Origin of the sequence: Zobellia uliginosa (assembly GCF_900156625.1) — a bacterium.
Classification (GTDB): Bacteria; Bacteroidota; Bacteroidia; order Flavobacteriales; family Flavobacteriaceae; genus Zobellia; species Zobellia uliginosa.
This window is the reverse complement of the sequence record NZ_FTOB01000003.1, coordinates 880,847-893,164: the sequence shown is the minus strand read 5'-3', so window position 1 is coordinate 893,164 and position 12,318 is coordinate 880,847. Positions and strand designations below refer to the sequence as shown.

Genomic DNA, 12,318 nt, shown 5'->3' with positions numbered 1-12,318 from the left:
GGGGCATTGGTGCAGAAAACTGTACTTTTGTCGACTGTTTATATCCTTACGGTAACGAAATAAAAGAGCTATATGGCACCCTATAGAAATTTGGAAGAATATGATTTGGAAATAACTTCGGAAGTCAAAGACCGATTTTCAAAAATTATCGATGGAATAGGGGAAGACGTTACTCGCGAGGGACTGGTTAAAACTCCCGAAAGAGCAGCCAAGGCAATGCTTTTCCTTACCCAGGGATACCAACAGGACGCCGTTGAAATTCTTGAAGGGGCGATGTTCAAAGAAGATTATGACGATATGGTCATAATCAAGGACATTGAACTGTATTCGCTTTGCGAGCACCACATGCTGCCTTTCTTTGGCAAAGCACACGTTGCCTACATTCCTAACGGACATATTGTGGGCCTAAGTAAGATTCCTAGGGTGGTCGATGTCTTTGCCCGACGTCTTCAGGTGCAGGAACGCTTGACCCATGATATTCTCGAATGTATCAACAACACCCTTAAACCAAAGGGCGTTGCTGTGGTTATTGAGGCGTCGCATATGTGTATGATGATGCGTGGGGTACAAAAACAAAATTCGGTGACAACTACCTCTGGTTTTCGTGGACAATTCGAAAAAATAGAGACCCGAAACGAGTTTTTAAAACTGATCAGTTCCGATTTGTCTTAAGTCCTTTACGGAGTACTTCTACGGAATTATTTTTTGGCATTCTTATTGCTTTTGATAATAAGAATAAATACTTTTCCATATGTCAAAAAATAAAGACGAAAAATATAAAAAACTACTTCTAGGCCTCCTCTTCGACGGTATAGGCATGCTTTCCTTCGTTATTCCGTTTATTGGGGAATTCTCAGATATTGTATGGGCACCTTTGGCCGGTTGGTTAATGACCCGTATGTATAAGGGTAAGGTTGGGCAAGGTGCCGGTATCATCACTTTTTTAGAGGAAATTATACCAGGTCTCGATGTGATACCCACCTTTACCTTGATGTGGTTGTACACCTATGTTTTCAAAAAAGCCGATCCTGCCGAAACCGCAGAAATAAATCCCTGATTTTTGCTAGGAATAGGTTTACGGGAATTTTTATATGACCTAAAAAGTCTATAGATTTAATAGGTATTTAGCTACAGTGTTCATTTGTAATCGGTTAGGGCGGTTTTTTGACGAAAAGCTCGCAGCCCTTATGTTTAAAGGGCTCTGAATTCTTTATTTTATTTTGTTTAAGGTTTTTTGATGGACTTAAAACTAAATCCTTAAAAAAAAATTAAAATCAAATAATAGCACAGAGTAGTACAATAAATATCTATAACTTTGAGAGTAAACCAGACCTAAATTTATGCAAAGAAGAAAGTTTATTGGAAGAGCGGCCCTTGCATCTCTAGCGGGTATAATAGGGGCCGATATTGTCTACGGATCAAAAATGGCAGAGAACTATGTGCCCTTGGCGCTTCAAGATCCCGACCCTTTTAAATTGTTCAACAAAGACAAGGAGATGGTCGTACTCAACGACAAACCATGGAATATGGAGGCCCAGGCCCATCTTTTAGACGATAAGGTTACGCCGAACAAGTATATTTTTGTTCGTAACAACGGACTTATACCTGAAGAAATAGATGTAAAAAATTGGACGCTTACCATCGATGGTGAGTCCGTCAAACAAAAAAAGACTTATACCCTTGAGGAGCTTAAATCAAAGTTTAAGCACCATACCTATCAGTTGACCTTAGAATGTGGCGGTAACGGAAGGAGCGAATTCGACCCACCCGCCAAGGGAAACCAATGGACCGTAGGCGCGGTGTATTGTGCAAGTTGGACCGGCGTTCGGCTTCGTGACGTACTCGAGGATGTGGGCATAAAAGACGACGCCGTGTATTTTGGCTACCATGCGGCCGATATCCACCTGAGCCGAGACCCTGGGAAAGAACCTATATCAAGAGGGGCGCCTATGGCCAAGGCCATGCAAGACGAGACCCTATTGGCCTTTAAAATGAACGGGGAAGATATTCCCTTGGCGCATGGTTATCCACTACGGGTAATCGCCGGCGGCTGGCCTGCTTCGGTATCGGGCAAGTGGTTACAGCGTATCAGCATTAGAAATATCGTTCACGATGGCACCAAAATGACGGGCACCGCATATAGGGTTCCCTGTAAACCAGTAGCACCAGGGGAAAAGGTAGCGGACGAAGATATGTGTATTATTGAATCGATGCCGGTAAAGTCATTGATTACCTATCCGAAATCGGGTGCCACTATTCCCGAAGGGAAAAAATTAACGGTCAGGGGCCATGCCTGGGCCGGGGAACTAGAGGTTGCCAAAATGGAATACTCTATTGATTTTGGTTCTACCTGGAAGCCATGTAAGCTTGAAAAACCCGCCAACCGATTGGCATGGCAGCATTTTTCTGCCCAAGTGGAATTTCCTCAACAAGGGTACTACGAGGTTTGGGCCCGCGCAACCGATTCGAACGGATTTAGCCAGCCTATGTTATTACCGGGTTGGAACCCTAAGGGCTACCTGAACAATGCCTGTCATAGAATAGCCGTAAAAGTTGCATAGATGAAGAAGCAGAACCACGACAAACTGAAACGGGAATTTCAGGGATTCTACAGGGTATTGATTCTCACCTGTACCATAGTCGCTATTTTTGCGGCCGTACTGGTCTACTTCTTGGTCGACCCTAATTTATCGGCCTTTGGGAATGACGGACCTGATGCTGAGATAGTCACCGTGCCGGTAGAGGAAGATGATTTTGACAAAATAGAAAACGGGATACACGTACGGACCGGTTTTGTCGAAGCCCCGGGAATGATGGAGACCGTTCAAAATTGCACCAATTGCCATTCCGCAAAATTGGTGATACAAAACCGAATGAACAAGGAGCGCTGGAAGGCCACGATCAGATGGATGCAGGAAACCCAGAATTTATGGGATTTAGGAAAGAATGAAGATATTATCATCGATTATTTGGTGACCAACTATCCCCCCAAGAAAAAAGGGCGCAGGGAGATTTTAACCGATATTGAATGGTATGAATTGAAAGATTGAATACCTTTTTTCGACCAATACCCAAGTCTATAGCTTGTTTTTATTATGGAAAAATATCTTGATGCATTTCTCAATTCCTTCATGGGTACGCTCAATTGGACTTGGAAGTCTATTGTATTCGAAGTGCCTTGGTACACCAATTACTTTTGGGGAATCATCTTGCTTTCCGTATTGGTCTGGATCCTCGAAATCGCTTTCCCTTGGCGTAAAAACCAAGCCGTTTTTCGAAAGGATTTTTGGTTGGATGCCTTCTATATCTTTTTTAATTTTTTTCTTTTTACCATAGTTATTAGTGGGTTTTATAAATGCTTGGAAATATTGTTCTTAGATATAGGGATAGCATCCAATACTTTAGCATTGGTCGATTTAAAGGAATGGCCGGAAATCTTTCAACTATTGGTCTTTTTCGTGCTCTTGGATTTCGTACAATGGTTTACCCATATGCTACTTCATAGATATGCCTTTTTATGGGAATTCCACAAGGTGCATCACAGCGTAAAGGAAATGGGATTTGCGGCCCATATGCGCTACCATTGGATGGAAAATATTTTCTACAAGCCCTTAAAGACCTTTGCGGTGATGATTTTAGGAGGATTTGAACCTGAGCAGGCATATATTGTTCATTTTGTAGCTATTGCCATCGGTCACTTAAACCATTCTAACATTAAGCTTACCTGGGGACCGTTGAAATACATCTTCAATAATCCCGTCATGCATTTGTACCACCACGCCTATGAACTTCCCGAAGGAAGGAAGAATGGCGTTAATTACGGCATAAGCTTGAGTATGTGGGACTATCTTTTTAAAACCGACTACATCCCCGAAGATAGCGGTCTCGTTCCTCTGGGTTATGAAGGGGACGACGAGATGCCCAAGGGATTTATCGGTCAGTTGGTTTATGGTTTTTCCAAGCGAAAAAACAAAGCCTCAAACCAATAGGAAGCTTTCCTGTCGGCCTGCGGCTTCCCTTCTTTTTAAAAAGGATTAAAGCGGAATGCTTATTCCTATATTGATATTCCTTCCAATATTTGCTATACCATCGGTTTTTAGACGGGACAAGTGCGAAATATAATCGGTGTTTAAAATGTTGTTGGCGCTAACACGAATGTCAATAGGATAGTCAAAAAGAAGGGTCCTTCCCCCAAGCCCCAAGCTCAAAAGATTATACCCATCGGAAGCGAGTTCAAATCCACCGACCTTATCTTGTTTAAAAACAGATTTAAGGGTAACAAAGGCATAGTAGTTCTCTAGCCAACTGTTACTTTTGGTGAATTCCGTACGCAGGGTGTTGTTTAGGGCGTTTGCAGGAATCAGAGGCAAATAGCTTTCGTCTTTAAGCTTTCCGGTAACCGTTTCAAAGCTAGTCTCGATATGAAGCCAATCTAAGGGATGTGGGTGTATATGTAATCCGATTTCCCCGCCATAGAGTTTGGCGTCTTGCTGTTCGTATAGAAAAACGGTATTCCCGTCAATAGTCTGTCCATTAGACTGAATAAAAATATAATCGTTTACTGTGTTGTAAAACCCGTTGACATAGAACTCTACATGTTCGTTTTTATATTCTAGCGATATATCGGTCTGTAGGTTTTGTTCGTTGCTCAAATCGGCATTACCTATCTCGTAGCGGTTGGTACCTTCGTGCACCCCGTTAGAAGTCAATTCTGCCAAATTGGGCGCCCTAAAACCCGAAGCCAGGTTAATTCGGGCGGTAAGTCGTTTTAAGGGTTCCAGCTTATAACCAATGGCGGCATTGACACTATTGAAATCCCTATCTATTGGAGCGATATACCCCTCTTCACCGGTAATTCCGTTTTCCTCGCCGCTCAAGGTACGTCGGTCATAGCGGAGTCCGAGCTGTAGATCGCTATTGTTCTGAAAATGAAGGTGTGATGTGGCCAAGAAACCGATATCCTTGGTTGTGGCATCGGGAATCAAGGCTTCTTCCCCGAAATTAGTATTGGTTTGATGCATTCCTTGCGCCCCGACAATAGTTTCCCAGTTGCCCCATTTTGGCAAGTGATACAAAAGATTGTAGTTGAAAGTGGCCAAATCCATATCGAGGGCGGCACCTTCTTCACCTTCCTCAAACTCTTTTCTAGTATTAAAGGTATAGCCCAAAACGGTCTCCAAACTTGATTCTCCGAAGAAAATATTGGTCTTAGAGCTGACAATGTGGTTGTCTATTTTTTGAAAGGGGGATAGGGGGGCGCGTTCATTGGTCTGAGCGCCAATTTCCTCCGGGATACCCAGTTTTAGGTAGTTGTAGTTATAACGAAGTTCTGTTTTGAAATTGCTTTCCTGATAGGCAATACCCGTTTTTATATCGTGTTCCTGAAACCTCGAATTGGTTACCGTTACATCATCGCCTGTGTGATAATCGGTATGACTGGCCGTGCTTCCCCTTAAAATAAACTTGAACTTTTCCCCAGAGGTTTTAAATCCGGCATTGGCGTCGACCCCTTCGGTGTTTGAAAAATAATTAAGATTAAGGTCGCCTTCGGTACTGTTCGCCACTGCAAACTTTTCAGGGTTAAGGTAGAGTACACCGCCCATAGCATCGGAACCATAGAGAAGAGAGGCAGGGCCTTTTATAATTTCTACGCTTTCAATACCGGCATCGCTTACACCAAGACCATGTTCATCTCCAAACTGCTGATTTTCAAGTCGTATACCCTGTGCATATACAAGTACCCGGTTGGCACTTAATCCTCGTATGACCGGCTTGCCTATCCCCAAGCCCGTGGAAACACTCTCAACCCCGGGAACATTGGTAATACCATCGGACAGCGTAACGGCCCCCTTGGTCTTAAGACTCTTGATATCGGCCCTCTCTACCTTCATCACATTTTCACGCTGTAGCTTATGAAAGGGGGTGGAAACGATAATCTCTTCCATCTCAATGGCACTGGATGCCAATTGGGCATCATAAGTATTGTTTCCGGTCGTGATTAAAATGGACATCGATAAAGTTTGAAAACCAATATGGGAGATAACTATCTTATAGCTTCCCGTCGGTAGGTTGTTCAATTTATAACTTCCATTTTCATCGGTGACCGTACCCTTTTCCAACTGTGGAAAATAGACCTCCGCGCCAAATAATTTAGTGTTCCCCCCTGAGGCGGTAACAGTTCCCGATAAAGAGTTTTGACCGTGTACATAAGTTCCCAACATTGCAAAAAACAATGCATATATAATACGTTCCATAATAATTTAGGTTTAAAGTAATACTTAAAATAAAGTAATGTAAATCAATGTTATTATGAAAATTGAGGCGGACCTCTAAGAACAAAATGTAATTTTTGGTACTTGCTTGAAAAGAAGTAGAAATTGTTGGTGTTCTCCCTAGTGATTTCAGGGGTACAATGTGTAAAGGTAATCAAGAAAGGAGTGAACTGAGGGGATAGATGGAACTTTTGAAAATCACAATCCAACTCGGCTTCGTGCACGTGAAGCCTATCAGCTTCGGTACACTCTTCGGAATGGTGTTCGTAAAGGGCGTGTGCAAGTTTAGTAATCGAAGGTGCAAGGATACACACCACCAGCAAAACGGAAATCGTTGAAGTTAAAATGCCGATGATTTTATTCATGCAACAAAACTAGAAAAAATAACAGTAGTCGTTTCGTTAAAGAATTGGTAAATTATTTAAGCAAAAACCCTAGACCAAGCCTGTGGATCATTTTCTTTTCAAAATTCCAGAAGAACCGAAACTGGCCAAAGAGCCACCCAAAGGCCACCAAAAGGACTTGATAAATCGGGAATATCAAGAAAATACGTGCCGTCCAGTATAACCAAGCACTCGTAGTTTCGCTGTCAAGGCCTATGAAGGAAGTAATGGGGGCGGCAAGTTTCGTAGCACAGGAGCCGGTAATGGCAAAGACCAAAAAAATGACGGCTAACTGAAAGTTGGAGTCTACGCCCCAGCGTTGTTTAAGTTTTTTCATAATAAGAATCTCGACAAATATAGGGAATCAAATTCTTGGTACAAAAGGCCCTAGTCGCTGATTGTATTTTCTTTGGAAATAAATAAAGTAATTATAGAGTTTGTAATTCACCTCGTAGCCGTAATCCGTATGGAAGTCATAGTTGATCTGCTGCTCGTAAAGATTGGGGTCGTAGCGCATGGGCTGCATTACCCTTTGGTTATAGTTGGTGACGAAAATCTGGTTTCGACTTTCAAGAAACTCCTGAGAATAGTAGTTTCGGGGCCTGGCTATGCTCTCTAACCAAAAATTAAAACCAGGTTCAATGATGATAATTTCATATTCGGTAGCATCGTTGGCAATTTTTACCGTATCTGCCTCCTTTTGATGAAAGGCAGCTTTCTCTTTGTCGGATATTACAGTTTCTTTTGAACTTGAACAACTGCCCGCTATCAGTGCGGAAAAAAGACCGAGTGTGCCTAAAACTAAATATATCTTTTTCATAGCGTCATCTTTAGCAGTATTGCAACAACTTCTATACCAATTTACAAAAAAAAGCCGCTTGTATCAACAAACGACTTTTAGGTATTTTACAAAATGTAAGTTGCCTATTTTCCGAAGAGACCGCCTAGCATACCACCGATTCCCCCTTTTTTGCCACCAAGGGCCATAGAGGCTACATCGTCAAGTATACTTCCGTCACCATCGGAATCTAAAAAAGATTCGATCAAAGACTGTTGCTGGTTACCAGAATCACCGCCACCCATTAAGTTTCCTAAAAGGTCGCCAATGCCGTTGGAATCGCTAACGTTCTGTTCTTTGGTCTGTTTTCCTAAGTATCCTAATAGAATAGGGGCCGCTACTTTCAATATGGTAGCAACGGAACCTGCATCCATTCCCGATTTTTGGCTTAATGCATTTTCAACCTGGGCCTGTTTTCCTCCTAGGACATGACCAAGGATACCCGCACCATCATCCATTACCGATTGATCTACACCTCCGCTGAAAAGTCCGCCAAGATTATCTAAGATACCCCCGTCGTGCTTGCTCGATAAGGCGCTCATCAATCCCTGTGCTCCCTCGGGAGAAGACGCATTTTTTTTCATTGCGCCCATTAAAACGGGGAGGGCCATGCTAAGCACGCTACCGGTTTGGTCGGTAGAGTTACCCGTTTGGCTGGCTACGCCGCTTATTAATTGTTTGCCCATAGGGCTGCTTAGTAAGTCTAATAATCCTGACATAATGTTTAGTGTTTATGTGTTTATAATTGATTAACAATTTACGAAAAAGATTCGGTCGAAAATACTAGAAAGGAAAAAGAACCCTTATAATATCTTGCCCAAACCTTCTTTATACAAAATATACCTATTTGATTCGTAGTGAGTTGTCGATAAGAATTCCGTAGAAAAGCAAAAAAAAGTATGAGGTTTTTTATCCGTAGAGATTTAGTGGAAAAAATCCTCGTCGAACAACACCTTGTTCAACGAGGTTATGGAAAGGTATTATACTCGACTTATTTTAATAGTGTAATGATCTGTTCTGCCAATTCGGTAGAAATACGGTTCTGTGCTTCGCCGGTTGCGGCACCTATATGAGGTGTAAGCGAAATATTCGGGTGCATCAGTATCCTGATTTCCGGTGAAGGCTCCGATTCATACACATCAAGTCCCGCAAAGGAAACGTTCCCGTTTTCAAGGGCGTCTACCAAAGCGACTTCATCGAGCACGCCTCCACGGGCGGCATTTACGATACCGACCCCAGGTTTCATTTGCTCAAATTCCTTTTTTCCCAAAACATAACTTTTTTGAGCAGGAACGTGAAGTGTAATAAAATCGGCGGTAGAAACCAATTCGTCCTTAGTTTGTGACTCAAAATCAAAAGTTAGCGACCGTCCGTCGAAAAAGGGCAGCTCGATCGATGCCTTTTCAAGAAATGGATCGTGGTAGATGACCTTCATACCTACGCCCAGTGCGATTTTGGCCGTGGCCTGACCGATTCTACCAAAACCGATAATACCTAAGGTTTTTCCCCGTAGCTCCATTCCGGCAGCGTAGGATTTCTTCAACTGCTTGAACTTGCTATCGCCCTCAAGGGGCATATTCCTATTGGCATCGTGCAAGTACCTGACTCCCCCAAAAAGATGGGCGAACACAAGTTCGGCCACCGATGAAGATGAAGCCGAAGGGGTGTTGATTACATGAAGCCCCTTGCCCTTGGCATATTCCACATCAATATTATCCATTCCGACCCCGCCTCTTCCTATAAGTTTTAGGCTAGGGCAGTTGTCGATCAAGTCTTTGCGCACCTGAGTGGCACTGCGAACCAGTAGACCGTTTATTTGATTATCGTTAATGAAATTCTGTAGTTGCTCTTGGGCCACCCTAGTGGTCAGTACTTCAAAACCTGAATCTTCAAGTACTTTGATTCCCGCTTGGGCCATTCCGTCATTTGCAAGTATTTTCATCTGATTCAAAAATTGGTTTGTATTGAAATAAAAAGGCCGTCCGTCGGCAACGCATGTACCAAGGGTCGTCCTTTTTTTATGATTTTAATTTTACGGGAAACAGGCTATTATCCTTTTCTTTCCATTTCGCTCATCACATCTACCAAAACCCCTACACTTTCAAGGGAAAGGGCATTGTACATAGAGGCACGATATCCACCTACGGATCGGTGACCGTTGATTCCATTGATTCCGGCTTCTTTCCAGAGGGCATCAAAGGTTTCTTTTAATCTATCATCGGCCAGATTAAAGGTAGCATTCATGTTCGAACGATCTTCTTTCTTGGCAAAACCTTTAAATACGGGATTCAGATCAATTTCAGAATAGAGCAATTGTGCCTTCTTCTCATTGATTTCCTCAATCGCCGCAATACCGCCCAAGTCTTTTAGCCACTCTAATGTCAACATAGAGGTATATACCGCAAATACCGGAGGGGTATTGAACATACTGTCTTTAGAGATATGCACTTGGTAATCGAGCATACTTGGGATTTTTCTTGAGACCTTCCCTAGAATATCATCTTTTACCACGACCAAGGTTGTACCGGCGGGGCCCATATTTTTTTGTGCTCCGGCGTAAATCAGGTCGAATTGGGTGAAGTCAAGTTGTCGCGAAAAAATATCGGAACTCATATCGCAAACCAAAGGCACATTCGTCTTTGGAAATTTCTTGATCTGGGTGCCAAAAATAGTATTGTTCGAAGTCAAATGAAGATAATCTAGACCTTCGGGTATGGCATAGCCTTTTGGTATATAGTTAAAGTTCTCATCTTTTGAAGAACCAACTTCCATAATATCCCCGAACATCTTGGCCTCTTTGATGGCCTTTTCACTCCAGGTACCCGTATTTAAATACCCGGCCTTGTTTTCAAGAAGGTTATAGGCAGTCATAAGAAACTGCATACTTGCCCCACCTTGAAGAAAAAGTGCTGAATACCCTTTGCCCTCCAAGTCCAAAAGCTCTAGGGCAAGACTACGTGCCTTTTCCATGACTTCAACAAAGTCTTTGCTTCTATGAGAAATTTCTATAAGCGAAAGTCCCGATTCATTAAAGTCCATTATAGCTTCAGAAGCTTTTAGGAATACCTCTTGCGGTAGTACGCAAGGTCCGGCACTAAAATTATGTTTTTTCATAAGGTGTAAAATAATTTAAGAGGATAAAGGTCTTGAATTTAAGGGAAAACCTAAGCATTTATCACGAAAAATTCCATTAGTTTTTTAACAGGAAGTCAACAGTGTCAAGGTTGTCGGCGTAGTCCGTTAGCGAGGGTTGTTGGGTCTTTCCGAAAGGTATCTCACCCTCTACGATGTCTTGCCCTACAATGCACTGCAGTTCATCCGCATCCGACGCAAGTCTTTCCTTTAATAAAGAAAGGTCCTTATAACGTTCGTAGAAGAGTGAAGCAATAGGGGAGCTATAGCTTTTATCTTCCTTAAGGATCAAAAACCCGTTATCGAGTATCTTAAACTCCGACATCAGATAGACCGCTTTATTGTAATCGTAGTTATTGGCGTATTTAATATGCTCCACAATAGGGTGGTGGGGGTATACGGCCTTAAAAAGTGTATCGAAATCGTAGGCTTCGGGAACAAAGATCTTGCTGACACTTCTACACCCCAAACCGTAATAACGGAACACGTCTTCCCCCAAGGCATTGAGCTGTTCCGCCGATTCGTTTCCGGTCAAGACGGCAACCGAGTTTCTGTTTTTTCGAATAATATTCGGTACCTTACTGAAATAGTGCTCAAAGTAGCGGGAGGTATTGTTGCTTCCCGTGGCGATTACGGCATCGAAGTTCTCTAGACGTCCATCGGAAATTTCAATGCTGTCTTTTAAGGAAGGTTCGACCGAAACCAGGTAATCCTTAATAAAGATAGTGAGCACATCGTCGTTGGAAGACAATTTGGCCAACACCTTGTTTCCGGTAATGAGTACCGACAGAAAGTCGTGAAAACCGACCAAGGGAATATTTCCCGCCATAATCAGGGCCACCGTTTTCGGGCGGTTCTGTTTGACGTCGTAGCCCGATAGCCAAGCGGTAAGATTTTCATCGGTAAGCAATTCGCCCCAGCTTTTGAGCGCGTGTATTACATTTTCCCGGGTAAACCAACCATTTTTGTGTTTGGACAGGACAATGGCCTCATCTAATTTTTGCGACCATTCATCATTTGGTGTTTCCAATGTAACAAACTCCCTAAGAAAGTGGCCGAGTTTAACAAAAGCAATAAAAGTTTTGTGATGGTCGTTCATATATTTGTTCAAAATTGTATTCCGAAGTACCTTTGTGCAAAAGTAAGAATACTGAATCGATTTTTGCTTTTAAGATTAAAATGAAAATATAACGAACGGGTTAAAGTCCGTTCAGCTTAATAAAACGAATATGGCGATAGTAATAACGGATGAATGCATCAATTGCGGGGCTTGTGAGCCTGAGTGTCCTAATACTGCAATTTACGAAGGAGCTGATGAATGGCGTTACAGTGACGGTACTTCTCTCGAAGGGGATGTTGTGCTTCCAAACGGTAAGGCGGTGAACGCAGACGAGGTACAAGAACCGATCAGTGATGAGATCTATTATATCTCACCTGATAAATGCACCGAATGCATGGGCTTTCATGAGGAGCCACAGTGTGCCGCGGTCTGCCCGGTAGATTGTTGTGTTCCTGACGATGAACACGTAGAGTCGGAAGAGATTCTTTTGGCCAAACAAAAATTCATGCACCCCGAAGGCTAGGCCCTTGGGCTAATCTTTAAGTTGAAAGACATTACATAGAAACCTGGGCACTGCCCGGGTTTTTTGTTTCTTAATATGGGCATGGGCAAAATAAAAGCCGCCTATAGCAA

At 42.7% G+C, this 12,318-nt stretch carries 14 protein-coding genes; 6 read left to right on the top strand and 8 right to left on the bottom strand.

What is annotated here, in order from left to right; all coding sequences use genetic code 11:
- The first annotated feature begins 72 nt into the window (after positions 1-72).
- The 5 genes from folE to BW980_RS12445 all read left to right on the top strand — a co-directional run bounded on the left by folE (position 73) and on the right by BW980_RS12445 (position 3,989).
- Positions 73-672 carry a GTP cyclohydrolase I FolE gene (folE, locus tag BW980_RS12465; RefSeq protein WP_013995428.1) on the top strand — a complete coding sequence of 200 codons (600 nt, stop codon included), beginning with the start codon at positions 73-75 and terminating at the stop codon, positions 670-672.
- 79 nt (positions 673-751) lie between these two features.
- Positions 752-1,057, top strand: coding sequence for a hypothetical protein (locus tag BW980_RS12460; protein WP_076455522.1), 306 nt, complete (start codon positions 752-754; stop codon positions 1,055-1,057).
- Positions 1,058-1,340: 283 nt separating this feature from the next.
- On the top strand, positions 1,341-2,561 hold the full coding sequence (locus BW980_RS12455; protein WP_076455521.1) for a sulfite oxidase: 1,221 nt from the start codon (positions 1,341-1,343) through the stop codon (positions 2,559-2,561).
- Complete coding sequence (locus BW980_RS12450) at positions 2,562-3,050, top strand: monoheme cytochrome C (RefSeq protein WP_076455520.1); 489 nt, start codon at positions 2,562-2,564, stop codon at positions 3,048-3,050.
- Positions 3,051-3,095: 45 nt separating this feature from the next.
- Entirely contained in the window at positions 3,096-3,989 is an 894-nt protein-coding gene (locus BW980_RS12445) for a sterol desaturase family protein (protein ID WP_076455519.1), read from the top strand.
- A gap of 45 nt (positions 3,990-4,034) precedes the next feature.
- Here BW980_RS12445 and BW980_RS12440 read toward each other — a convergent pair whose 3' ends face one another.
- The 8 genes from BW980_RS12440 to BW980_RS12405 form a co-directional block, all read right to left on the bottom strand.
- Positions 4,035-6,254 (bottom strand): TonB-dependent receptor, encoded by a 2,220-nt coding sequence (locus tag BW980_RS12440; RefSeq protein WP_076455518.1) that lies wholly within the window; start codon positions 6,252-6,254, stop codon positions 4,035-4,037.
- Positions 6,255-6,307: 53 nt separating this feature from the next.
- A complete protein-coding gene (locus tag BW980_RS12435; protein WP_076455517.1) occupies positions 6,308-6,637 on the bottom strand; it encodes a hypothetical protein in 330 nt (109 codons plus the stop codon).
- A gap of 52 nt (positions 6,638-6,689) precedes the next feature.
- Positions 6,690-6,992, bottom strand: coding sequence for a DUF6787 family protein (locus BW980_RS12430; RefSeq protein ID WP_013995435.1), 303 nt, complete (start codon positions 6,990-6,992; stop codon positions 6,690-6,692).
- A gap of 27 nt (positions 6,993-7,019) precedes the next feature.
- Complete coding sequence (locus BW980_RS12425; protein ID WP_076455516.1) at positions 7,020-7,475, bottom strand: DUF6146 family protein; 456 nt, start codon at positions 7,473-7,475, stop codon at positions 7,020-7,022.
- A 104-nt stretch (positions 7,476-7,579) separates the two neighbouring features.
- Positions 7,580-8,212: a DUF937 domain-containing protein gene (locus tag BW980_RS12420; RefSeq protein WP_076455515.1), complete on the bottom strand. Its 633-nt coding sequence runs from the start codon at positions 8,210-8,212 to the stop codon at positions 7,580-7,582.
- Positions 8,213-8,484: 272 nt separating this feature from the next.
- Positions 8,485-9,435, bottom strand: coding sequence for a D-2-hydroxyacid dehydrogenase (locus tag BW980_RS12415; protein WP_013995438.1), 951 nt, complete (start codon positions 9,433-9,435; stop codon positions 8,485-8,487).
- A gap of 107 nt (positions 9,436-9,542) precedes the next feature.
- Positions 9,543-10,607: a 3-phosphoserine/phosphohydroxythreonine transaminase gene (serC, locus tag BW980_RS12410; RefSeq protein WP_076455514.1), complete on the bottom strand. Its 1,065-nt coding sequence runs from the start codon at positions 10,605-10,607 to the stop codon at positions 9,543-9,545.
- Between the two features lie 76 nt (positions 10,608-10,683).
- Positions 10,684-11,724: an acyl-CoA reductase gene (locus BW980_RS12405; protein ID WP_076455513.1), complete on the bottom strand. Its 1,041-nt coding sequence runs from the start codon at positions 11,722-11,724 to the stop codon at positions 10,684-10,686.
- Between the two features lie 130 nt (positions 11,725-11,854).
- On the opposite strand from BW980_RS12405, the gene BW980_RS12400 reads away from it, so the two are divergent.
- Positions 11,855-12,208 (top strand): 4Fe-4S dicluster domain-containing protein, encoded by a 354-nt coding sequence (locus BW980_RS12400; protein ID WP_076455512.1) that lies wholly within the window; start codon positions 11,855-11,857, stop codon positions 12,206-12,208.
- The last annotated feature ends 110 nt before the right edge of the window (positions 12,209-12,318 follow it).